Source organism: Constantimarinum furrinae, from assembly GCF_014295415.1.
GTDB lineage: Bacteria > Bacteroidota > Bacteroidia > Flavobacteriales > Flavobacteriaceae > Constantimarinum > Constantimarinum furrinae.
Genome location: NZ_CP052909.1, coordinates 2,498,005 through 2,521,718 on the forward strand (window position 1 = coordinate 2,498,005; position 23,714 = coordinate 2,521,718).

Genomic DNA, 23,714 nt, shown 5'->3' on the forward strand with positions numbered 1-23,714 from the left:
AAAACAGGAGAATATAAATTTCATATAGTTGAAAGGAATAAGATTATTCGATCCGTTAGGATTCAAAAAAAATGATGTCATGAAAAAAATTGTCTTCTTAATCATACTATTTTTAGGAATGATCTGTCATTCTCAGGTGGGAATTGGAAATACAAACCCAAATGCCACATTAGATATTTCAGCAAGTAATACTGCGACCCCATCGAATTCAGATGGGATACTAATCCCACGAACTGATGAGTTTCCTACTACTGCGCCTGGGGCTAATCAGGATGGTATGCTGCTCTTTATTACGGGAAACGGAACCCCAACAAAAGGGCTTTACTATTGGGATAATACCGCGGCAACTTGGATTTCTGTCGTTGGTGCACGTAGCATAAACGATCTAAGTGATGGCAACTCCGATGTAGACGGCAGTGAAGACGGGTCCTCAATTTTTTTAGGGATGAATGCAGGGGGAAATGACGATCTTACAAATAATAGAAATATAGGTATCGGGTTTAATAGTATGTTTAGTAATACGAGTGGCAGAGACAATATTGCTGTGGGTTATAATAGTCTTTATAGTAATGTAACTGGAATCGGGAATACAGCCCTCGGAACCTTAGCGTTAACCTCAAATACTTCTAACTTCAACACCGCCGTTGGGGCCTATTCGCTGAGAGATAATACTACAGGAGATACCAATTCCTCCTTTGGCTATGCTGTCTTGGCTAATAACGAAAATGGAGTGGGAAATACGGCTTTAGGCGGGTCTTCCATGACCAATAATATTTCAGGCTCTAGGAATGTGGGTGTAGGCATCTTTACACTTTATGAAAACACCACGGCTTCGCACAATGTTGGTGTCGGTTCTCAGGCACTACGGAATAATTTAACAGGAGAGAGCAATGTTGGAGTTGGTTTGAATGCATTATATACCAATACCTCTGGATCACAAAATATTGCTATTGGTTCGAATACATTATATAACAATACTTCCGGAAATGACAACATCGCCATGGGTTTTGAGAGTTTGTTGAATAATTCGACTGGAGGAAATAATCACGCGTATGGATCCCTTTCATTAAGAGAGAACACCACAGGGTTTTTCAACAATGCATTTGGGCGTCACGCATTGCAATCCAATACCACGGGTTCAGGGAATACAGCCATGGGCCACGGTAGTTTAAGAGATAATAACATAGGAAGTAATAACACAGCCATGGGAAATGGTGCCGGTGATAATGTAAATGGAGATAATAATGTGTTTATAGGGCATAACGCGGGTGTAGGGCTTGCGAACTCAACGAATTCGGGAAATGTGATTATTGGAAATCAGGCAGGTTCGGGTGTCAATTATAACAACCGACTGTATATAGACAATTCTAATACTACAAGTCCGTTGCTGTATGGAGAATTTGATAATGATCTTATACGAGTAAACGGAAATCAAGAAATCATCGACAATACTAACCAAACTTATGCTTTATCGGTACAAAAATCGTCAAATAGTGTTCTACCACGGGGAATTAACATTATCATTGATCAAACCGGTGCTGGTCTTGGTGCAGTTCATGGTATATCTACAACGATTACAAAGACAGCTGCTTCTTCCAATGCGAGTGAAGTAGTTGGAATATATAATTTAGCTCAAAATCTAACTACGGTTGCATTTACTTCTAACGCTTACGGCTCGCTAAATATTGGAACAAGAAGGGGTGGACTAGGCATCGCTTACGGTTCCTTTAACAGGGGTAATTTAAATAGCGGATCTGCTTCGAGTGGCAATGTATACGGTTCATATAACGTCGGTAATTGTGAGTTCTGTAATACTGTTTATGGTATTTATGCTGAGACCTATGCTTCATTTATGTCACCGACGGAATATGCGGGTTATTTTAATGGAGATGTATACTCAACCGGATCCTACCTGCCTTCAGCAAGAAAATTAAAAAGAAATATACAACCATTAATTACTTCTGTTGAAAAACTAAAAAGCCTTGACGTAAAACAATATTCCTATCAGACAAACACCTACTCCTTTATGAAATTACCAAAGGGAACACAAACAGGTTTTATCGCCGAAGAAATAGCTAAAATATATCCCGAACTTGTAAAAAAGACCGTTCAACCCGGATCGACGAAAGAAGGTATAGAATCGGGTCTCGAAAAACCACATGATAAAGTGGAATTCTTAGCTGTGAACTATACTGGCTTGATCCCGCATCTTGTCAAGGCTATTCAGGAACAACAGGATATTATCGACACTCAGGAGGAAACTATCATTTCGCTAATATCCCGCGTTGAAAGATTGGAATCCTTATCACTAAATAGACAGCAGTAAGTTGTTTTTAGAAATATTTGAATGATCGTATCCTTAGAGGATTATTTTATAGCCCCAACGCCGCCTGAAGAAACACCGAAATGACACTCAACTGAGACAAATAGTTATATGGAATAGAGGGAAAGTATTAAAACCGATCAATTCGTTCCTGATCGGGATTTGTTCTCATTACAACTAAAGCATTGCATCAATTCCACAGGCAATTTGAGATCTTCTGATCCGTTAAGGGATTCGCTAAGCACACCTTTTTCATCGATAATCCGTTTAAACTCTCTGGCGTATTCCACGATATCATCTCTTCGTTGTTGAAGTTTAACTTTTATGGCCTGGGCATCTAATTTCTGTATTTCTTTAGGCCAGGATGACAGAGCACGATCAATTTCATTATCCGTTAATTTCGATTGTATATATCTTGCTTCTTTAACGAACAAATCTGTGGAGATATCAATTAAAAAATAGCGATCTATGGATTGCACCATCCCTGGTAAATAATCGATCTCTTTTTCAAACGGACGAAGTTCCGGTTTTACCTCCTTGCTGGATATAAACGAAGGAATTAATCCGTCTATATCAAAAAAAGCATTATCTCTGTCGCCTGGAAGAGGAATTGCGCTATAATAATTATCAATTTCATGAACAACCCAGCCCCACTGCTTCGCATGCCTGTCCCAGTCGCCTATCAATAAATCCAGTAAGCGTGCTCTAATCATCGCACCTTTATCAATAGTTACTCTATCGCCATATTTCAATTTAAATTCCTGCAAATCATCGGTATCCATAATTTCCACAGTATTTTTTATGGTGGTCCAGTTTTCTTTACCCTCTGTCTCATATTCCAGCCAATACAGCTTGTTTCCATATTCTTCGTTGAATTCCTTTAAAGATTCTTGTTTTGGTACGAACACCAGTACAGGGTGCGTATGCAACACATTGATCGACTCAGCCAATCGCGCTACTACCTGGGCTCCGTAGGGATGCTGAGCAGAAATACCGTCAATGACTATGTTTTCCAAACCCAAAACTCTGGCGTAATCCGGAACTAGTGCTTCAGGGTCTTTTGCAACACTTCTCAGGGTATATATTACACCATCAGAGGCTTTTAATTTCAATGAACTGGTTTGTTTGCCACCACCTCTTTCAACAGGAATTAGTCCTCCCCTAACGGTATCCAGGTAAATTACCGGAACTTTAATGGGCATTGCCCAGGCTTTTCTGTAATGCTCCCCCTGGATTGCCTTTTTTAATTCATTTGCCGTGTACATAGAATTTGCAGCAATGGTGACAGAATCTAATTTTTTAAAATCTATAGATTCAACATTGTCTATGTTCACTAGAATATCAGTATCGGCTTTATCATTCGTAGACCAAATGGCCGCATAAATCAGTATAAATGTCAAAATGAGTGAGATTCCTAAAATGAGTAGTATTTTTTTCATACTGTTTACTTCTGATTATCTTTCAAATTTATAATATTCTAAATAGGTATGGGGTCTGCTTTCAATAGATGAAATAATAGCTTCTGTCCCCATCATACTGAAGGTAATACCGTTTCCACCAAACCCCAGAATAAAATGATCATTTTTAGCTGGATCGGGTTTTCCCATATAAGGAAGACCGTCTTTGGTTTCTCCAAATGTTCCTGCCCAGCCATAATCTACGGTGAGATCAATATTCGGAAAACAATTTATAAAGGCCGCTTTAAGTTGTTTTATTTTTTTCTTTAACAGTTTATCTCTTAAAGCTGCATTTTTAAAGTTTTCGTCGCCGCCTCCAACAATGATCCTATGATCATTGGTAGCTCTAAAATAAAGATAAGGTGTGGAGGTATCCCAATATATTTTGTCTACAAATGGTTTGGGAGTGCTATCCAGGGCTTCGGAAATAAAGGCATAAGTACTTTTTAATTGTACGACATCCTTCGGCATAATCGATTCACTCTCGTAGCCTGTACAATAAATGATATGGGAACCGGTAATCGTAGCACCGGACTCGGTAGTTAGAACGGTATGTTGGTTGCCTTTCTTGGATGAAATTATTTCGGTCTTATCATATATTTTCAACCCCTTTTTTTCAAGATACTTTAGGAGATCAATTGCGAATTTGAAGGGGTCCATGACGGCAGCAGATTTAGATACTATGGCTGCGTAACCATTTACAATTCCCAGGGTATTAACTTGGTCTTTTTCCAGCCATTTTACCTTAAGACCATGTTCCTTCCTCGACTCATATTCCTTTTTTAAAAATGAAACATCCTTTTTGTTTGATGTAAAATAAACACTCTCCTTGCGTTCAAAGTCACAGTTGCTTTTAATCTTATTAACAATGGCCTCAATGGAGTCAATAGCTTTTTCGCAATTCTTGTAACTGGATACAGCCACGGTGAGCCCCACCTTCTCAATTAATTTATGTAAGGGTACATCAATCTCATACTGTAACATAGCAGTACTAGCTGCAGTACTTCCGTGACCTATATCTCTTTTATCAACTAAAACCACGTTAAATCCCTTAGAAATTAGTTCGTGCGCTACAAGTGCACCGGTTATGCCCCCACCTACAATTATTATTTCCGACTCAATATCGCCCTTTAAAGAAGGATACGATACTGCAAATGAGTTCTTAATTGGCCAGAAAGGATTATTGGAGCGTAGATCCATCGCATTTATTTTTAAATAAAATTATTTAAGATGTGTACACCACAAATGCAAGTTGGCTAAACTTTAACGAAGTTCTAAATTGACAGCAGCCTTAAGAGTACGCTATTCCGGGTATTCAACCCTTAAATGATAGATATTATTCAGCTTTTTTTTCAGAATTTTTTTAATCGACTGAATATCTTTAAAAGTAATGTCGGCATTTAAAAACTGACCGGTTTCCATTTGTTTATCGATGATCTTCTCCACAAATACATCGATCTTTGAGGAAGTGGGGTCTTTTAGACTTTTACTGGCTGCTTCCACGCTGTCTGCCATCATTAAAATGGCTGTTTCCTTGGAAAATGGGATGGGCCCCGGATACATAAAATCCTCGGGGTTTGCAGAACCATTGATCTCTTTTTCCTTTTTATAGAAATAATATACCAGACTGGTACCGTGGTGTGTTCTTATAAAATCTATCACCCGATCCGGAATTTTATTCTTCCGCGCAATTTCAATCCCATGAATCACATGATCGATAATGATCGATGCACTTTCCTTAGGGGCAAGTTCATTATGGGTGTTGATTGAATTCATCTGATTTTCGGTAAAATTTGTCGGATTGGTCATTTTACCAATATCGTGATATAACGCTCCTACTCTAACGAGCATCGAATTAGCCCCGATCTCGTTTGCAGCAGCTTCGGCCAGATTTGCCACATTCAAGGAATGATGAAAAGTACCCGGAGCCTTATTGCTTAATTCCTTTAGTAATTTTGAATTGGTATCACTTAATTCCAGCAAGGAAACATCCGAAACCAATCCGAAGATCTTTTCATAGAAATAAATAAGCGGGTGTGCAAACAGCGTTGCAAGTCCGCATAATATAAAATAGCCGAAGTTCTCCAATTCTAATTGCTGAATATTTCCTTCCTGGATCAAGACAAAAGCAAAATACCCAATGATGTAGATTAGCGTGATCTGACCTACCGAAATAAAGAGGTTTGCTCTTTTATATAATTCTGAAATGGTTAATATGGTGACAATTCCGGCGATGATCTGAAGAAATAAGAATTCAAAACTGTTGGGCACTACAAATCCCAGCAACAATAGCGTAAGCACATGAACAAATAGACCAAGTCTGGGATCGAAAAATGCTTTCAGAATTAAAGGCAATATACACAGGGGGACTACATATACAAAGGCCGCATCCACTTTTACAACCAGGGTGGTTAGAAATACCATAAGCACCACATTGAAGAAAATAAAGGTCACCTTGGTATTGTTCGCAAATATTTTTTTTCGGTATTTCTTTAGAAACAAAAAGAGCATTAAGAAGACCAGTGAAACCAGTACGCTATAACCCACTAAAAGCCAGACATAGTTCGATTTACTCCATACTTGAGATTTATACTCGTTACGCAATGAGTTAAGTATCTGGTAGGTATCTCCTTCTACTACTTCCCCTTTGGCGATGATCCTCCCTCCTCTTTCAATGATTCCCCGGTTGGGATTTATGGCTTCAATTTCACTTTGAATAGAAGACTCCGTAAGTTTAGAATTTTCGGTCACATTAGGTGCCACCGATCGTCCCAGTAATACTTTTAAAAATAAACGGAGATTTTCATAATCGCGATAGTCTGCCGTTTCCTGATTCAACACAGCGAGCACATCTTTCTCCTTTGATATCTGCCTATATGCAATTTCATCGATCTCATTACCCTTTTTGAGGTAGACAAGTTTATCATCGGCATAAGGATGAATTTCGTGAGTTACGCCGTATTCATACACCTTATTCAGTACTCTTTCACCATAGCGCTTGTAAACTGATTTTGAGATGGGATACAGACTATCTACGTAATTCTCGTTGAGAAGCTCTTCAAATTTATTCCTACTTTCCTGTACGATGGATGCGTCAAAATCGAAATACGGGGTTGCGCTTATCCTAATTTCTTCTTTTTCCTTTTCCAGTACTTCGGCATCTTTCTTTATGGTAAAACTGAAAGGAGCATACAAATTTTCGTACTGCCAAGGCTTTCCTTTCTGAAAATCATATTTAAATTGCCCTCCCTTCGGAAGTAAATATATAACAAGAACAGTTGCCGCTATAAACAAAAACACCTTGTAAATAAGTGATTGCTTTTTGGAAATAAGGGCAAAAAGATTTTTCATAAAATTCTTTATAAAAGTAAAGGTATAAATATCGTTCCATTAATCATAGACACAAGCACTCTAAAGATTGATTTTATGGTTTTAAATATGTAAATTTGCGCTTCTCAATCTGATCCGTATTTCTGGTACAATTGGGCCCTTATTAAATTAAAAAAACACAAAAACATGAGCAAAGAAGTTGTCATTGTAGCCGCAGTCCGAACACCTATTGGAAGTTTTATGGGAAGTCTATCTTCCGTATCAGCGACTTATTTAGGGTCTACTGCAATAAAGGGAGCTCTTTCAAAAATCAATCTTGATCCGTCACTGGTTCAGGAGGTTTATATGGGAAATGTCGTTCAGGCGGGAGTTGGTCAGGCACCGGCAAGACAGGCCGCTCTGGGAGCCGGTATTCCCGATACTGTTCCCTGTACCACAATTAATAAAGTATGTGCTTCGGGTATGAAGGCTGTCATGATGGGCGCTCAGGCAATTGCTCTTGGTGACGCAGAAATTATTGTAGCAGGAGGAATGGAAAGTATGAGCAATATCCCTCATTATGTTCATATGAGAAATGGACAGAAATTTGGTCCCGCGACTTTAATTGACGGGATGCAGAAAGACGGATTGGTAGATGCTTATGACCAAAATGCCATGGGAGTTTGTGCCGATATGTGCGCCGCGGAATATAATTTCTCCAGAGAAGATCAGGATGCATTTGCCATAGAATCCTATAAGCGTTCTGCTGCAGCGTGGGAAGCAGGTAAATTCAATAATGAAGTAGTTCCTGTTGAAGTTCCTCAACGACGCGGTGAACCGATTTCTGTTGTGGAGGATGAAGAATTTAAGAATGTAAAGATGGAGAAGATCCCTTCCTTACGACCCGCTTTTACCAAGGACGGAACAGTCACCGCTGCCAATGCATCTACAATTAACGACGGCGCAGGCGCAATGATCCTTATGAGTGCCGAAAAAGCAAATGAATTGGGTCTCACACCGCTCGCAACGATTAAGAGCTATGCCGATGCGGCGCATGAACCACAATGGTTTACCACAGCTCCTTCAAAGGCATTGCCAAAAGCGCTTGATAGAGCCGGAATTACCAAAGACGATGTGGACTTTTATGAATTTAACGAAGCCTTTTCGGTGGTAGGCCTTGCTAATATGAAGATATTAGGGCTGGATGCATCCAATGTTAATGTGCATGGAGGTGCTGTATCTTTAGGACACCCTCTTGGTTGTAGCGGAGTTCGAATACTTATTACCTTATTGAATGTGTTGCAACAAAATGATGCTAAAATTGGTGCTGCCGCTATTTGTAATGGTGGCGGTGGAGCTTCAGCAATGGTGATAGAAAGAACTTAATACTCCACTTCTATCTCCATAAATGAAACACGGTATCTGTAATTTGAGTATTGTTCCGCTAAGGTTTGAAGCTTCAGACCGAAGCGAAATGGTGAGTCAGTTACTGTACGGAGATTCATTTAAGATTCTGGAAAGCAGAAAAAAATGGAGTCGTATTCGACTCACCTATGATCGCTACGAAGGCTGGATCGACAACAAACAATTTCAGCAAATTTCAGAAGAAAACTTTAAAGCACTCAATACCGATCCGGCAGAATTATCTTCAGATCTTGTTGATTTCATTTCCTTACAGGACGGGGCTTTGCTTTCTATTTGTATAGGAAGTACTGTCAATGCCGCTAAAATACTTGAACATTCGTTTGAAGGTAAAGCGGTATCTACTCAGTTTCCGAAGGAAAACCTAATCCATACCGCCCTCCTCTACCTCAACACACCGTATCTCTGGGGCGGTAAAAGTCCGTTTGGAATAGATTGTAGCGGATTTACACAAATGGTTTATAAACTTAATGGCCATTCCTTATTACGTGATGCGAGCGATCAGGCAACACAGGGCGAAGCACTGAGTTTTATTGAAGAAAGTGAAGCGGGAGATCTGGCCTTTTTTGACAATGCCGATGGAGACATCACTCACGTTGGTATCATTATGAAAGATAATTATATCATCCATGCCCATGGCAAGGTGAGAATAGACAGGTTGGATCATACAGGCATCTTCAACTATGAAAAACGGACCCATACCCACAAACTTCGGGTGATAAAAAGGATTATATAAAAAAACCCTCTGAAAACAGAGGGTTCTTTGTTGATATGTTACGTTAGCTTACTGTCCGCCTTCCATTTCAGCCAATCTGGCCTTCATCGCTTTAAACTTTTCGTCTTCGCCTAACTGACTGTAAATATTCATTAATGTTCGAGCCAATTCCACATTATCGGGCTTTAACATAAGTGCAGACTCCAGATACGGCTTGGCATCCTTGTACAGCTGACTCTTTTGAGCCTTTAACTCATCATACTTTTTATAATCTGCATTGGAAGTACCAAGGTTGTTCATTTGCTCAATGATGGGCCCTTCCTTTGAAAGGATGATCGCAGCGATATTGATCTTGGCATTTGCATAATTAGGATCCAACTCTATGGCCTTCTTGTAATAGGTTATCGCTTGCTCGTTATCACCATTTTTCGAGCTTCCTACTCCCAGGTTGTAATACAATTCCGGATTATTAGGATCTGAAGCAACAACTTCCTTCATCAATTCATTATAGCGCGCCATATCACCCATTTTATAAGCCATGTCGGCTTCTGCACGAATTAAGGAGGTATCGTCGGGATTCTCAATGCGAGCATCTTTCATCACTTTTAAGGCTTTTTCATTCTCTCCTTGACTGATATATATTAGTGTTACATTTCTCAAAATATCACCTCTAACAGATTCGGCCATACGCTCATCGGGATTGGTGTAGTTCCCACTAAGCATATTGGTGGTTCTATCATCTTCGGTGGCAAAAACAACTACCTCACCTGTATTGATATCGGTTGCAACAAATTCCTGCTGAATACCCGTGTATCCCATTTCAAGCAGGTCTTCATAATATTGTAATGCTTTTCCGTAGTCTTTGGCATTTACAGCATTTCCGGCAGCAAAATACAAATCGGATGTATCTTTTTTAATGGTGTAACTGGTGTACAATTTTTCAGAGGCACTGGCAAAATCCTGGCGCTTCTGATCTTCAACAGCACTGTTTACCAGTGCTACCCGTAAATTTTGAACACCAATCTTTGCTCTGTCATTGATCTTACTATCTCCCAGTTCCTTTGCCTTTTTGAAGGCATCTGCAGCTTCTTTCATTTTATTGAAATCATTTTTACCTGCATCGGCGAGATAAACTTCGCCTTTAAGCACATAAAATTCTGCTTTCTCTTCACTGTCTGCACTGCCAATTAAAGATTCAGCAGCGTTTATATTCGCCATAGCTTCGGTCACATCTCCGGATTTTAAGGCCTTTTCAGCCCTTTTTATCTCCTTTTTCTGACCAAATGTTATTGTAGTGATCATTAAAAGACCTACTACCCATAGTTGTTTTTTCATGGTAATCGATTTAATTTTTATTCGTTGTTATCGGTTTGTGTCTCATCGTTTTCAATAGTCGTGCCATCTTCTGAAATTTCATCAACTTCATCATCAACATCGTCTTCGTCATGCATCACTTTAGCAACAGCGGCAATTGCATCGTCTTCACGAACTTTAATGAGTCGGACACCCTGGGTTGCTCTTCCCATAACCCTAAGGTCCTCTACCGCCATTCTAATTGCAATTCCGGATTTGTTGATGATCATTAGATCGTCTGAATCTGTTACATTTTTTATAGCTACTAATTTACCTGTTTTTTCTGTAACATTAATGGTTTTCACACCTTTACCACCGCGATTCGTAATTCGATAGTCTTCAATGCTGGATCTTTTTCCGTACCCATTCTCCGCAACTACCAAAATCTCGGTCTCTTCATCTTCAATAGCAACCATACCTACAACCTCATCGTTCTTATCGGCCAGCGTAATTCCACGAACCCCAGAGGCATTTCTTCCCATTGGGCGAGTCTTACTTTCTTCGAACCGGATCGCCTTACCGGATTTAACGGCCAGCATCACCTGACTGTCACCTGTGGTTAACTTTGCCTCTAGCAACTCGTCATCTTCACGAATTGTGATCGCATTGATCCCGTTGGTACGCGGACGAGAATACTGCTCTAGTGCTGTCTTCTTCACCTGCCCCTTTTTGGTTGCCATGATCACATAGTGATTGTTGATATAATCTTCATCTTTTAGATCCTGAGTACAGATAAAGGCTTTTACCTTGTCGTCCGGCTCTATATTGATCAGATTCTGAATAGCCCTTCCTTTAGAAGTACGGCTTCCTTCCGGGATTTCAAACACTCGCATCCAGAAACACTTCCCTTTTTGAGTAAAGAAGAGCATGTACTGGTGATTTGTTCCAACAAATAAATGTTCGAGAAAATCTTCGTTACGCGTAGCCGAAGCCTTTTGACCTACTCCTCCTCTGTTTTGTTTCTTATATTCTGAAAGTGAAGTTCGCTTTATATAACCTGCGTGTGAAATGGTAATCACTACCTTTTCATCGGCAATAAGGTCGGTAATACTTACATCCCCACCTGCGTATTCTATGGTAGAACGACGTTCATCACCATATTTATCACGAATTTCATCCAACTCCTCCTTAATGATCTCCATTCTACGCTCTTTTTTTGCCAGAATGTCCTTATAATCATCAATAGTATTCATTAACTCTTCATACTCGCTTCTCAGTTTGTCCTGCTCCAGTCCAGTTAATTGACGCAGACGCATTTCAACGATCGCCTTGGCTTGAATTTCTGAAAGTTCAAACCTTTCGATCAGTTTTTGTCGCGCTTCATCTGCATTTGAAGAGGCTCTTATGAGTGCGATCACCTCGTCTATATTATCTGAGGCAATGATCAATCCTTCGAGTATATGCGCTCGCTCTTCTGCCTTCCGAAGTAAATACTCTGTTCTTCTAACCACCACTTCATGACGGTGTTCCACGAAATAATGGATGAGCTGTTTTAAATTGAGCATCTGTGGACGTCCCTTTACCAGCGCAATATTGTTGACACTAAAACTGGACTGAAGTGCTGTATACTTATACAGTGTGTTTAATACGATATTGGGTATGGCATCGCGCTTTAAAACAAAAACAATGCGCATTCCGTTTCTATCGGATTCGTCCCGAATGTTCGAAATACCCTCGATCTTTTTATCGTTCACTAGATCGGCAGTTTTCTTGATCATATCGGCCTTATTCACCTGATATGGGATCTCGTGTACGATGATGCATTCTCTTCCGTTCACTTCATCAAACGTGGCCTTTCCACGCATTACAACACGTCCCCGACCCGTATGAAAAGCTTCGCGCACGCCTTCATATCCATAAATTACACCACCGGTTGGAAAATCGGGTGCCTTGATATGCTGCATTAATTCATCGATCTCAATATCGGGATTGTCTATATAGGCCTGTGTACCATTAACGACCTCGGTAAGATTATGTGGAGGCATATTGGTAGCCATACCCACAGCAATTCCCGAGGCTCCGTTGATCAATAAACCGGGAACCCTGGTTGGTAATACCGTGGGTTCCTGTAATGTATCGTCAAAATTTAACTGATGGTCTACGGTTTCCTTGTCGATATCTGCCAGCATATCTTCAGAGATCTTCTGCATTCTCGCCTCTGTATAACGCATGGCAGCCGGGCTGTCTCCATCTATGGACCCGAAGTTTCCCTGTCCGTCTACCAACATATACCTTAGACTCCATTCCTGAGCCATACGCACCATAGCATCGTATACCGACGTATCACCATGCGGGTGATATTTACCTAATACTTCTCCTACAATTCTTGCTGATTTTTTATGAGCGGTATTTGCTCTAACCCCTAATTCATGCATTCCAAATAAAACACGTCTGTGTACAGGTTTCATCCCATCCCTAACATCGGGAAGTGCACGTGACACAATGACCGACATTGAATAGTCAATGTAAGCCGATTTCATCTCATCTTCAATGTTGATGGGGATCAATTTTTCGCCTTCAGCCATAAATATTTTTCTTTATTATTTAGTGATTAATCTAAAAGGCAATATACATTAATTTGCAAGTTTTTACAGGGGTTTAGCGCCGTATTATTCACGTTTTTATTAACAAATTTAACAAGGCAATTCGTTAATAACTATCGCGTTATATACTTTGATAATTAGAAGTTTTTTTGTCCTTTTACTTAACTTCGAAAAAAGGGGGTATGATTTTTGCCTTTTTTAAGGTAACTTTAATGCTTTTTGACGAACAGGATATAATTTTATGGATGATAATTTTTCCCCAAGAGTAAAAGATGTAATTGCATACAGCAAAGAAGAGGCCCTGCGATTAGGTCACGATTTTATAGGAACCGAACATTTAATGCTCGGTCTTCTTCGTGATGGTAACGGTAAAGCAGTGACGATCCTTAATGCACTGGATGTAGATCTTAATCACTTGCGTCGCAAGGTCGAGATCTTAAGTCCGGCAAACCCCAACGCAGAAGTTAATACAAACGATAAAAAGAACCTTCATTTAACCCGCCAGGCAGAAAGAGCCTTGAAAACCACTTTTCTGGAAGCAAAATTGTTTCAGAGTTCCTCGATCAATACCGCACATTTATTGCTGTGTATTCTTCGGAATGAAAACGACCCTACCACAAAGTTGCTCAATAAAATGAAAGTGGATTACGACGGTGTTAAAGACCAATTTAAGCTTATGATCGCAAATGACGAAGATTATATAGACTCCCCCACTTCTGAATCATTTCCGAATGATGACGATGCAGCAGCGGAAGACACTTCAAAAGAGAATTTATTTACCGGAAGCAGTGCCAAATCGAATAAAAAATCCAAGACTCCTGTTTTGGATAACTTCGGAAGGGACCTTACTTCCCTTGCCGAAGAGGGTAAACTCGACCCGGTAGTAGGACGGGAATCTGAAATTCAACGGGTTTCACAGATCCTCAGTAGAAGAAAAAAGAATAATCCTCTGCTCATCGGGGAACCCGGAGTGGGAAAATCGGCTATTGCTGAAGGTCTCGCCCTTAGAATTATACAGCGAAAGGTATCTCGTATTTTATACGATAAGCGAGTAGTAACACTGGATCTCGCGAGTCTGGTTGCCGGCACAAAATACCGGGGCCAATTTGAAGAGCGTATGAAGGCGGTAATGAACGAACTTGAGAAGAATGACGATATCATTCTATTTATAGATGAGATACATACCATTGTTGGCGCCGGTGGCGCAACGGGTTCACTGGATGCTTCCAATATGTTTAAACCTGCTCTTGCCCGGGGCGAAATACAATGTATAGGGGCCACTACTCTGGATGAATACCGTCAGTATATCGAAAAAGACGGTGCCCTAGAGCGTCGTTTTCAGAAGGTATTGGTAGAACCTACCTCGGTGGAAGAAACGATTGAGATCCTTCAGAATATAAAAGACAAATACGAAAGCCACCACAATGTGTTATATACCGATGAAGCACTGGTTGCTTGTGTAAAATTAACCAATCGATATATGACCGAAAGATTTTTGCCCGATAAAGCCATTGACGCATTGGACGAAGCGGGCTCTAGGGTTCATATCACCAATATTCATGTACCCGATAAGATCCTCGAAATCGAAGCCAAGCTGGAAGAAGTTCGGGAATTAAAAAATTCGGTGGTTAAAAAGCAAAAATACGAAGAGGCCGCTAAGCTTCGGGATGATGAAAAGAATCTTGAAAAAGAGCTGGCAACCGAACAGGAGGCCTGGGAAAACGAATCCAAGCTGCACAAGGAAAAAGTTGATGAAGAGAATGTAGCTGAAGTGGTTTCCATGATGACCGGGGTTCCGGTAAATCGTATCGCGCAGACCGAAAGCAATAAATTAGCCGCATTACCCGATCGTATCAAAGGAAAAGTTATTGGTCAGGATGAAGCCGTTGCCAAGGTGGTGAAGGCTATTCAGCGGAACAGAGCCGGACTTAAAGACCCAAACAAACCCATTGGTTCATTTATATTTTTAGGTCAGACAGGTGTCGGTAAAACACAGTTAGCCAAAGTCCTCGCGCGCGAATTATTCGATTCTGAAAATGCCTTGGTGCGCGTAGATATGAGTGAGTACATGGAGAAATTCGCTGTTTCTCGACTTATTGGTGCCCCTCCGGGATATGTAGGCTATGAAGAGGGCGGACAGCTTACCGAAAAGGTACGCCGTAAACCCTATGCCGTTATTCTACTGGACGAGATCGAAAAGGCGCATCCCGATGTGTTCAATATGCTGTTACAAGTACTGGATGACGGTCAGTTAACCGACAGTTTGGGCCGAAAGATAGATTTTAAGAACACCATCATTATCATGACCTCCAACATAGGTGCGAGAAAGCTTAAGGACTTCGGTCAAGGAGTCGGGTTTGGTACGGCTGCTAAGGAAAGTCAGGTAGACGCTAATTCAAAAAGCATTATCGAAAATGCTTTGAAAAAAGCCTTCGCCCCTGAATTCCTGAATCGTGTGGACGATGTAATGGTATTTAATCCGTTGGACAGAGAAGATATTCATAAGATCATCGATATAGAATTGGATAAATTATTTGATCGAATCATCGATCTGGGCTACAACCTTACACTCACTGATAAGGCCAAGGATTATATAGCCGATAAAGGTTTCGATAAGGATTACGGAGCCAGACCTTTAAAGAGAGCTATTCAGAAATATATCGAAGACGCTCTGGCCGAAGAGATCATCAATTCGAACCTTCAGGAAGGAGACGGGATCACTATGGATCTTGATGAGAAAAAGAATGAGCTTACGATCAAGATAAAAAAGCAAAAGAAGACTACCGAATCATAACAGATTTGCAATGACAAGATCAAAAAAAATATGTCTGGGAATCCTAACCTTTCTCCCCATCTTTTGTATGATGTTGTATTTTGTGTTCTTTTTCTTCTTTTTCTTCGGAATATATACTTCAGAAAAAACGGGAAACACTTCGGAGGTTTCCCCCGTATTCTTTGCGAATTTTGGACTTATGTTCCTTTTTATCATTCTTGCTGTGATAAGCGGCCTGGCAATGATGATCTACTATATCATACACGCCAACAGCAACCCTAAATTCGACAGCAACCAAAAGTTGATGTGGATCCTCATACTGGTCCTGGCAAGCGGTATAGGAAGTATCGTGTACTTCTTTGTTGAAATTGTTCCGAAGAAAACCACTGCTATCACCTCCTGATGCTTCAAAAAAATGAAATTGCCGCCCGAATCGACGAAGAAATTAAAGCTACGGAACTATTGGTTGCTAAATACAGGGAACTCAGCAAGCCCATAGCTCCCGAAAATTCAATAGGTCGTATTTCCCGAATGGACGCGATAAACAATAAGACCGTAAACGAAGAGGCATTACGGAAGGCCGAACAGAAACTTAAAAATCTAAAAATTGCACTTTCAAATATTGACGACCCCGATTTTGGCCACTGTATCAAGTGTCAAGGACCCATTCCCCTGGGTCGAATTTTATTGCTTCCGCACACCATTACCTGTGTAAATTGTGCACGATAACTCATAAATAAAACTTAACTTACAGAAACAAACTAACAATTAAATGATTAAAACCACCCTTAAATTCAGTTTTGGAGAGATTGATATATTTGAAAATTACGTGCTTACGGTGATGAAAGAAGGAATTACAGTTCTACCCGAATACAATGTCGAACTTTTAAAGATCGCAAACACATATTTTAAGGATCGTCCATTTGGGTACATCACAAACCGGATTAATTCCTATTCAGTAGACCCGAGAGTATATCTAAACACTTCAAAAATTAAGAATCTTGTTGCTTTCGCCGTAGTTTCTGACAAAGAACTGAATCTTACCAATTCTGAAGTTGAGAAGATCTTCTTACGACAACCTTTTGAAGTTTTTAGCAGCTTGGAAGAAGCTATTTCCTGGGTGGACTCAATGACCACCGGTGCCGAAAATTAATCGAATAACAATTCTGCATCTACCGAAAAGCTCTGAATAAATGCCACGGCAGCGTGAATGTCGTTTGCAAGTACCCTGTCTTCATCCACAAAAGGCGCAACTTGGCGAAATGTTGCTATCAATGATTCCAGAAATGGAGAGCTCTTTTTAGGCCTGCGGAATTCTATAGCCTGAGATGCATTTAATAATTCAATAGCCAGCACGGTTTCAAGATTCTCAAGAATTCTAAGGCACTTCGTAGCTGAGTTTGCCCCCATACTTACGTGATCTTCCTGTCCATTACTTGAAACAATGGAATCTACCGAAGCCGGAGTGGCTAATTGCTTATTCTGACTCACTATACTGGCCGCCGTGTATTGCGGAATCATGAATCCGCTGTTCAACCCGGGATTATTTACCAAAAAAGCCGGAAGGTCTCTTAACCCTGATACCAGCTGATAGGTACGTCGTTCCGAAATGTTGGCCAGTTCGGCGAGTGCAATTCCCAGATAATCCAACCCCAAAGCCAATGGCTGTCCGTGAAAATTTCCACCACTGATGATCTTATCGGCTTCAATAAAAATATTCGGATTATCGGTTACCGAATTGATCTCGGTCTTAAAAGTCCTTCGAACAAAGGACAAGGTGTCCTTGGTAGCACCATGTACCTGAGGAATACAACGAAAAGAATAAGGATCCTGTACGTTGTTCTTTTCTGAAGCACCAAGTTCACTGCCTTCGAGGATCTCTACGATCCGTTCAGCAGTTTTTACCTGACCTCGATGCGGGCGTACTAAATGCACCAATGGATCGAATGGGCTCATATTACAATCGAACGCATCTACTGAAAGTGCACCAATCACATCGGCCAGATAAGATAACTTATAGGAGTTTATAAGAATATAGATTCCATAAGCACTCATAAACTGAGTACCATTCAATAGCGCAAGTCCTTCCTTGGCCTTCAGTTCGATGGGGTCCCATTGATGCTTTTTCAAAATTTCTTCAGAAGATATAATTTTATCCCCCTGCCACACTTCGCCCTTGCCCAATAAGGGCAATGACAGATGTGCTAATGGAGCCAGATCACCCGATGCCCCAAGACTTCCCTGAGTATAAACAACGGGTAAAATATCATGGTTGTAAAAATCGATAAGCCGCTCTATGGTGGCTAACTGAATACCACTATATCCATAGCTTAAAGATTGGATCTTTAATAAAAGCATCAGTTTAACGATCTCCTTCGGAACGAACTCACCCGTCCCGCAAGCATGCGACATAACCAGGTTTTCTTGCAATTTAGAAAGATTTTCTGATGATATCTTTACATTACAGAGTGACCCGAAACCCGTATTGATACCATAAATGGGAGTATCGTTGTCTTTGATCTTAGAATGCAGGTAGTCGTAGGATTTTTTGATATTGAGAGAGGCCTCGTCTGATAGCTCTAATTTCTTTTCAGATAAAATAATGCCCGATATAGTGTGCAAGTCCATAATGTCTGAACTTACATAGTGAATCTCTTGCATGAGTGATTGTTTTCAAAACAAAAATACCAATTTATTGGCAAGGAAAAAGGATTATTATTTAACTCGCTTAGAATTATGTATTTTAGCTTTCCAAAAATCCATAAAAATGAAAAAGATCATTGCGTTGTGTTGTATCCTTGCTGTAATTTCTTGTACAGAAGAACCGAAGGATTATGTCACGTTTTCGGGGGAGATCACTAATATGAATAGCGACAGTATCGTTATTGCATCCCGTACATTTAAGAAGATTATAAAATTAAATCCTGACGGATCGTTTCGGGATACTTTGAAAGTTGAAAAGGGGAATTATTCCTTCTTCGATGGGGTTGAAGGAACTACCTTGTTTCTGGAAAACGGGTATGACCTCAAGATGACCATGGATGCCGAAATGTTTGATGAAACCATTAAATTCAGTGGCGAAGGCTCAGTTAACAATAATTTTTTAGCTGAAAAAGCCCTGCTGGAGGAAAAATTATTCGATAAGGACTTTGAAAGTATGGATGAAGCCGGTTTAGACCTGGCATTCGATGAGACTGAAAAGGAAATGACCGCTTTTATCAATTCGAAAAAGGATATCGATACCATGGTCGTCAACAGCAGTATTAAGAATCTGGACGCAACACTAAAGTCGTATAAAAGATATTTTGGAAGCATTGTTGAAATCCGTAAAGCGCTTCCCGCAGGTTCTCCTTCCCCAACCTTTGTTGATTATGAAAATTATGACGGCAGTAAGACATCACTATCAGATCTCAAAGGAAAATATGTATATGTAGATATCTGGGCTACCTGGTGTGGACCTTGCAAAAGAGAGATCCCATTTTTAAAAGAGCTTGAGAAGGCCTATCACGGGAAGAATATTGTCTTTGTAAGTATGTCTATCGATGATGACAAAACGCATAAGGGGTCGTGGGAACAAGCAAATGCCGACTGGCGAGCTATGGTTGCCGATAAAGAGCTTGGTGGAGTGCAGATCTTTGCTCCCAAAGGATGGGAATCTGATTTTGTCACCGGTTACATGATCACGGGTATCCCACGCTTCGTGTTGATCGATCCCGATGGAAACGTAGTGGATGCGAGCGCTCCAAGGCCCTCCAGTGAGCGCTTAAAACCGTTACTCGATAAACTTCTCGAACCTTCAGTTTAAAAGATTAAAAGCTCCTTTCCCGGAGCTTTTTTTTTATCCCTGAGCTGGAGGTTGTTCTTGTCTGAATAGTTCTATATATGCGTCACCTATAAAATCGGCTATATCGGAAGCCATAACGCCTTCGTACGACAATACAGAAGAAGCCAGCATTCCAGCGCTTCCGTGAAGGTACACCCCAAAAACAGTAGCCAACAAAGGGTCATAACCCTGCGACAATAATCCCGTGATCACTCCACTTAGTACGTCGCCACTTCCTGCAGTGGCCATGCCGGGAGTGCCACTGGTATTGATATACATACTGTCTTCAAATAATATGAGAGAATGTGCTCCTTTTATAAGAAGGACCACCTTGTGTTTCTTAGTGAATTTTCGTGCTTTTTCGATCTTTTCGTAGTCGTTCTTCCAGGATCCAATAAGGCGTTCTAATTCTCCCGGGTGTGGTGTTAAAACCGAATTCTTCGGAACGACTTTCAACAAATCCTTATCTTCTGAAATCCCGTTAAGCGCATCGGCATCGATCACCAAAGGTGCTTTGGCTTCAGAAAAAAGTTTGTGTAATGCCGCAACTGTTTCCTTTTGTGTACCTATCCCCATCCCCACTCCTATTGCTGAAGCGTCGAATTGATATTCAATCTTGGTGATGAAGTCTTCTTCATCATCGCTTAATACCATGGCTTCGGGAGCCGCTGTTTGAAGGATGGAATACCCACACTCCGGACTAAACACCGTAACCATTCCTGCTCCGGCTTTAAGCGTAGCCCTTGTAGACAGAATCGCGGCTCCCATCTTGCCGTAGCTTCCGGCAACGATGAGGGCATGACCGTAAGTTCCTTTATGATCGTATTTTGCCCGTGGTTTATAGAATTGCTGGGCCTCCATCTTGGAGATCGTTTGGGCTAAGGGTTTTGATTCCATTAAAAATTGGCGATCCAATCCTATATCAAGTACCTCAAAATACGGTACATAGACACCGGTTTCCGGCAGGAAAAATGCCAGTTTCGGCGCCTGAAACGTAAGGGTATGATTGGCATGAATTACTGCTTCTGAATCTGGTACCGGAGTGTTTGCCGGCAGTCCACTGGGAATGTCGATAGAAAGCTTAAAAGCCTTTTGTTTATTTATATACTGAATAAGTTCTTTTACCCAACCTTCAGGAGGTCGATTTAATCCAATCCCAAAAAGTGCGTCAATAATAATATCTTCGGCTGCTATCTCCGGAAAGTCTTCTTCCGAAGTCATTAATACGGGCCATTTTTTAGAAACATCCTTGATGCGGTCGTAATTGATCAAAAAACACTTAGAGCGTTTATCGGTAAAATTGGCGATGTAGATGGTAACATTGTAACCGTGATTAATTAAATGTCTTCCTACTACGAGTCCGTCTCCTCCATTATTTCCGATACCACAAAAAATATGAAGAGGCACTTGCGCCCCCTTCATTTTGTCCTCGAGCCACTTGAAAATTTGTTCGCCTGCTCTTTCCATAAGGTCGAGCGAAGAAATATTTTGTTTTTCGGCGGTGATTTTATCTGCTTCGTAAAGTTGTTCTGCTGAAAAGATCTTCATTTAAAATACGTACTTTAAAGTTATTGCGTTTAACTGTGAGTATCTCATTAAATACCCAAACTTAATTTTTAATTTAAGACATTCAATGTAGATAAAAAAGACGAAATTACCGTACAGCCTTTTACAGATTATAATACATTTGCGAAAAATTATAAGATCCAATGAAAAATACTGCCTTAACTCACGTACACGAAAAGCTGGGAGCTAAAATGGTTCCATTTGCCGGTTACAATATGCCTGTCTCTTATGAAGGCGTGGTAGCTGAACATGAAACCGTTAGAAGATCGGTTGGGGTTTTCGATGTTTCTCATATGGGTGAATTTCTGGTAGAAGGTCCAAATGCACTGGACTTAATTCAGAAAGTTTGTAGCAACGACGCTTCCAAATTGGTTGACGGACAAGCGCAGTACAGTTGTTTGCCGAATGACAAGGGAGGAATTGTGGATGATCTTATCGTGTATAGACTTGAGGCAGAAAAATGGTTGCTGGTGGTAAACGCTTCAAATATAGAAAAGGACTGGAACTGGATCAATTCGCAGAATACCATGAATGCAGTATTAAGAGATATTTCAGAAGGGTTCTCTCTGCTGGCCATTCAGGGACCAAAGGCTGTTGAAGCCATGCAATCACTTACTTCGATCGATCTAAGTGAAATAAAATTCTATCATTTTAAAGTGGCAGACTTTGCTGGTATCGAACATGTGATCATTAGTGCCACAGGATATACCGGAAGCGGCGGATTTGAGATCTACTGTAAGAATAGTGAAGTGGAACAGGTCTGGAATAAAGTATTAGAAGCCGGAGCTGCATTTGGGATTAAACCCATTGGCCTGGCCGCACGTGATACCCTGCGTTTGGAAATGGGCTATTGTCTTTACGGAAATGATATAGACGACACCACTTCCCCGATTGAAGCCGGATTGGGATGGATCACAAAGTTCACCAAAGACTTCGTAAATTCTGAAGCCTTAAAAAAGCAAAAGGAAGAAGGAGTAACCAGAAAATTGATAGCTTTTGAGCTCAGCGAACGCGGTATTCCGCGACAGGGTTACGAAATTGTAGATGCCAACGATGTAAAGATCGGTATGGTAACCAGTGGCACTATGGCACCTTCGGTAAATAAAGGAATTGGTTTGGGTTATGTGGCCATAGATCATTCGGGTATTGGAAATGAAATTTATATTCAAATTCGAAAAAACAAAGTGCCGGCGACCATCGTAAAGCTTCCTTTTTACAAAGGACAGTAACATTCTTAAATCCAAAAAAATCACAAAAAGAAAACTGCATATCCCTAACGTGAACAACAGAATCCTGATCTTGGGTGCCAGTGGGTTTATTGGCAATGCCCTTTATAAAGAACTACTCTCCTATTTTGATGTTTACGGCACCTATTGCCATAATGAAGACCTTTATACCAACAACAAGGTATTTTTTAAATACAATGTAGAGAAACAGAGTATCCTGCCCATACTCGACGCAGTGAGACCTGCAATGGTGATCTCAAGTATCAAAGGAGATTTTGCTTACCAGCATCTTGCGCATCAGGAGCTCTGTTTATATGCGCAGGCTAATGCGGGCTGTCGAATTATTTATACTTCAGCTTCGGAAGTGTTCGACGGCAAATTTGAATTTCCTGCTTACGAAAACGATAAACCATTATCTCAAAGTGAGTTCGGTAAGTTTAAGATCTCCGTAGAAAAATTGTTTCTGGATGCTATTCCGAAGCAAATAACCATAGTAAGATTGCCTCAGGTTCTCGGAATAAATTCTCCGGCTATTGTTCAGCTCCGAAAGGCTGCTGAGCATAAAGCCGACTTTGAAGTCTATCCTAACCTGATCATTACTGTCACTACAGTCGATAAGATCGCGCAACAGTTGCACTATATAATTAGCAAGAAATTAAGTGGTATCTTTCATCTTGCCAGTAACGATATGGTACATCATGAAGACCTGTTTAAGGAAATCAATGAAAAACTGGGCTCAAAAATGCCTATCTTTAAAAGTGTTTACAGCCGAAATGATGATAGTTACCTTGCGTTACTACCGAAGGAGAACAAATTGCCTAAAACCTACCGGATCACAGTAAATGATGTTATTGAAGCGAGTACCTTAAAAGAAGAAATTATAACCTTAAAAAAATAAAGATGAAAGCCTTGACTGAGGAACAAATTGTAGATAAATTAAAAGATTTTCAAGGATGGGATTATCATGAAAATTCACTTCATACCGCCCTTGAATTCGAAAATTTTAAGGACGCCTTTACAGTAATGACACGAATTGCTTTTGAGGCAGAAAAATTAAACCACCATCCCGATTGGTCTAATGTTTACAACACACTGGAAATATATCTTTCTACACATGACGCCGGTGGAGTTACGGAAAAAGATTTTGAATTAGCCGCGATCATAGACCAATTGGTGAATTAAATTTTGTAAATTTTTCGCCAAT

General features: G+C 40.5%; 18 protein-coding genes. 11 read left to right on the top strand and 7 right to left on the bottom strand.

Annotation, left to right across the window (positions count from 1 at the left end; genetic code table 11):
* Nucleotides 1–79 precede the first annotated feature (79 nt).
* On the top strand, nt 80–2,326 hold the full coding sequence (locus tag ALE3EI_RS11510) for a tail fiber domain-containing protein (protein WP_186988804.1): 2,247 nt from the start codon (nt 80–82) through the stop codon (nt 2,324–2,326).
* Nucleotides 2,327–2,463: 137 nt separating this feature from the next.
* Here the strand turns inward: ALE3EI_RS11510 and ALE3EI_RS11515 are convergent, their stop codons facing one another.
* The 3 genes from ALE3EI_RS11515 to ALE3EI_RS11525 form a co-directional block, all read right to left on the bottom strand.
* Nucleotides 2,464–3,762 (bottom strand): hypothetical protein, encoded by a 1,299-nt coding sequence (locus ALE3EI_RS11515; RefSeq protein ID WP_186988806.1) that lies wholly within the window; start codon nt 3,760–3,762, stop codon nt 2,464–2,466.
* 15 nt (nt 3,763–3,777) lie between these two features.
* Entirely contained in the window at nt 3,778–4,980 is a 1,203-nt protein-coding gene (locus ALE3EI_RS11520; RefSeq protein WP_186988808.1) for an NAD(P)/FAD-dependent oxidoreductase, read from the bottom strand.
* A gap of 102 nt (nt 4,981–5,082) precedes the next feature.
* A complete protein-coding gene (locus tag ALE3EI_RS11525) occupies nt 5,083–7,131 on the bottom strand; it encodes an HD family phosphohydrolase (protein WP_186988810.1) in 2,049 nt (682 codons plus the stop codon).
* Nucleotides 7,132–7,296: 165 nt separating this feature from the next.
* On the opposite strand from ALE3EI_RS11525, the gene ALE3EI_RS11530 reads away from it, so the two are divergent.
* Entirely contained in the window at nt 7,297–8,475 is a 1,179-nt protein-coding gene (locus tag ALE3EI_RS11530; protein ID WP_186988812.1) for an acetyl-CoA C-acyltransferase, read from the top strand.
* A gap of 22 nt (nt 8,476–8,497) precedes the next feature.
* Nucleotides 8,498–9,247, top strand: a complete 750-nt coding sequence (locus ALE3EI_RS11535) for a C40 family peptidase (RefSeq protein ID WP_186988814.1) — start codon at nt 8,498–8,500, stop codon at nt 9,245–9,247.
* Nucleotides 9,248–9,295: 48 nt separating this feature from the next.
* On the opposite strand, the gene ALE3EI_RS11540 is transcribed toward ALE3EI_RS11535, so the two are convergent.
* Both ALE3EI_RS11540 and gyrA read right to left on the bottom strand, forming a co-directional pair.
* Nucleotides 9,296–10,561 carry a tetratricopeptide repeat protein gene (locus tag ALE3EI_RS11540; protein ID WP_186988816.1) on the bottom strand — a complete coding sequence of 422 codons (1,266 nt, stop codon included), beginning with the start codon at nt 10,559–10,561 and terminating at the stop codon, nt 9,296–9,298.
* 17 nt (nt 10,562–10,578) lie between these two features.
* Nucleotides 10,579–13,104, bottom strand: coding sequence for a DNA gyrase subunit A (gene gyrA, locus ALE3EI_RS11545; RefSeq protein ID WP_186988818.1), 2,526 nt, complete (start codon nt 13,102–13,104; stop codon nt 10,579–10,581).
* A gap of 259 nt (nt 13,105–13,363) precedes the next feature.
* Here gyrA and ALE3EI_RS11550 point away from each other — a divergent pair, with 259 nt between their 5' ends.
* Genes ALE3EI_RS11550 through ALE3EI_RS11565 form a run of 4 tightly spaced genes read left to right on the top strand, consistent with a single transcriptional unit; the run spans nt 13,364 to nt 17,048 of the window.
* Nucleotides 13,364–15,916, top strand: a complete 2,553-nt coding sequence (locus ALE3EI_RS11550) for an ATP-dependent Clp protease ATP-binding subunit (RefSeq protein ID WP_186988820.1) — start codon at nt 13,364–13,366, stop codon at nt 15,914–15,916.
* 10 nt (nt 15,917–15,926) lie between these two features.
* Nucleotides 15,927–16,298, top strand: coding sequence for a PLDc N-terminal domain-containing protein (locus tag ALE3EI_RS11555; protein ID WP_186988822.1), 372 nt, complete (start codon nt 15,927–15,929; stop codon nt 16,296–16,298).
* Entirely contained in the window at nt 16,298–16,624 is a 327-nt protein-coding gene (locus ALE3EI_RS11560; protein ID WP_186988824.1) for a TraR/DksA family transcriptional regulator, read from the top strand. Before ALE3EI_RS11555 ends, ALE3EI_RS11560 begins: the two co-directional genes overlap by 1 nt.
* Nucleotides 16,625–16,667: 43 nt before the next feature.
* Nucleotides 16,668–17,048, top strand: coding sequence for a hypothetical protein (locus ALE3EI_RS11565; protein ID WP_233279963.1), 381 nt, complete (start codon nt 16,668–16,670; stop codon nt 17,046–17,048).
* Here ALE3EI_RS11565 and hutH read toward each other — a convergent pair.
* Complete coding sequence (hutH, locus tag ALE3EI_RS11570) at nt 17,045–18,556, bottom strand: histidine ammonia-lyase (protein ID WP_186988826.1); 1,512 nt, start codon at nt 18,554–18,556, stop codon at nt 17,045–17,047. The two genes, ALE3EI_RS11565 and hutH, sit on opposite strands and share 4 nt — an antisense overlap.
* A 106-nt stretch (nt 18,557–18,662) precedes the next feature.
* Between hutH and ALE3EI_RS11575 the strand changes: the two genes are divergently transcribed.
* Nucleotides 18,663–19,700: a TlpA family protein disulfide reductase gene (locus tag ALE3EI_RS11575; RefSeq protein WP_186988827.1), complete on the top strand. Its 1,038-nt coding sequence runs from the start codon at nt 18,663–18,665 to the stop codon at nt 19,698–19,700.
* A 33-nt stretch (nt 19,701–19,733) separates the two neighbouring features.
* Here the strand turns inward: ALE3EI_RS11575 and ALE3EI_RS11580 are convergent, their stop codons facing one another.
* Entirely contained in the window at nt 19,734–21,266 is a 1,533-nt protein-coding gene (locus tag ALE3EI_RS11580) for an NAD(P)H-hydrate dehydratase (protein WP_186988829.1), read from the bottom strand.
* A 161-nt stretch (nt 21,267–21,427) separates the two neighbouring features.
* On the opposite strand from ALE3EI_RS11580, the gene gcvT reads away from it, so the two are divergent.
* Genes gcvT through ALE3EI_RS11595 form a run of 3 tightly spaced genes read left to right on the top strand, consistent with a single transcriptional unit; the run spans nt 21,428 to nt 23,692 of the window.
* Nucleotides 21,428–22,513: a glycine cleavage system aminomethyltransferase GcvT gene (gene gcvT, locus ALE3EI_RS11585; protein WP_186988831.1), complete on the top strand. Its 1,086-nt coding sequence runs from the start codon at nt 21,428–21,430 to the stop codon at nt 22,511–22,513.
* A 49-nt stretch (nt 22,514–22,562) separates the two neighbouring features.
* Nucleotides 22,563–23,408: a sugar nucleotide-binding protein gene (locus tag ALE3EI_RS11590; protein WP_186988833.1), complete on the top strand. Its 846-nt coding sequence runs from the start codon at nt 22,563–22,565 to the stop codon at nt 23,406–23,408.
* 2 nt (nt 23,409–23,410) lie between these two features.
* Nucleotides 23,411–23,692: a 4a-hydroxytetrahydrobiopterin dehydratase gene (locus tag ALE3EI_RS11595; RefSeq protein ID WP_186988835.1), complete on the top strand. Its 282-nt coding sequence runs from the start codon at nt 23,411–23,413 to the stop codon at nt 23,690–23,692.
* Nucleotides 23,693–23,714: the final 22 nt, after the last annotated feature.

Coding starts and splice junctions, on each gene's coding strand:
- ALE3EI_RS11510 (WP_186988804.1), top strand. CDS start 80: ATGAAAAAAATTGTCTTCTTAATCATACTATTTTTAGGAATGATCTGT.
- ALE3EI_RS11515 (WP_186988806.1), bottom strand. CDS start 3,762: ATGAAAAAAATACTACTCATTTTAGGAATCTCACTCATTTTGACATTT.
- ALE3EI_RS11520 (WP_186988808.1), bottom strand. CDS start 4,980: ATGGATCTACGCTCCAATAATCCTTTCTGGCCAATTAAGAACTCATTT.
- ALE3EI_RS11525 (WP_186988810.1), bottom strand. CDS start 7,131: ATGAAAAATCTTTTTGCCCTTATTTCCAAAAAGCAATCACTTATTTAC.
- ALE3EI_RS11530 (WP_186988812.1), top strand. CDS start 7,297: ATGAGCAAAGAAGTTGTCATTGTAGCCGCAGTCCGAACACCTATTGGA.
- ALE3EI_RS11535 (WP_186988814.1), top strand. CDS start 8,498: ATGAAACACGGTATCTGTAATTTGAGTATTGTTCCGCTAAGGTTTGAA.
- ALE3EI_RS11540 (WP_186988816.1), bottom strand. CDS start 10,561: ATGAAAAAACAACTATGGGTAGTAGGTCTTTTAATGATCACTACAATA.
- gyrA (WP_186988818.1), bottom strand. CDS start 13,104: ATGGCTGAAGGCGAAAAATTGATCCCCATCAACATTGAAGATGAGATG.
- ALE3EI_RS11550 (WP_186988820.1), top strand. CDS start 13,364: ATGGATGATAATTTTTCCCCAAGAGTAAAAGATGTAATTGCATACAGC.
- ALE3EI_RS11555 (WP_186988822.1), top strand. CDS start 15,927: ATGACAAGATCAAAAAAAATATGTCTGGGAATCCTAACCTTTCTCCCC.
- ALE3EI_RS11560 (WP_186988824.1), top strand. CDS start 16,298: ATGCTTCAAAAAAATGAAATTGCCGCCCGAATCGACGAAGAAATTAAA.
- ALE3EI_RS11565 (WP_233279963.1), top strand. CDS start 16,668: ATGATTAAAACCACCCTTAAATTCAGTTTTGGAGAGATTGATATATTT.
- hutH (WP_186988826.1), bottom strand. CDS start 18,556: ATGCAAGAGATTCACTATGTAAGTTCAGACATTATGGACTTGCACACT.
- ALE3EI_RS11575 (WP_186988827.1), top strand. CDS start 18,663: ATGAAAAAGATCATTGCGTTGTGTTGTATCCTTGCTGTAATTTCTTGT.
- ALE3EI_RS11580 (WP_186988829.1), bottom strand. CDS start 21,266: ATGAAGATCTTTTCAGCAGAACAACTTTACGAAGCAGATAAAATCACC.
- gcvT (WP_186988831.1), top strand. CDS start 21,428: ATGAAAAATACTGCCTTAACTCACGTACACGAAAAGCTGGGAGCTAAA.
- ALE3EI_RS11595 (WP_186988835.1), top strand. CDS start 23,411: ATGAAAGCCTTGACTGAGGAACAAATTGTAGATAAATTAAAAGATTTT.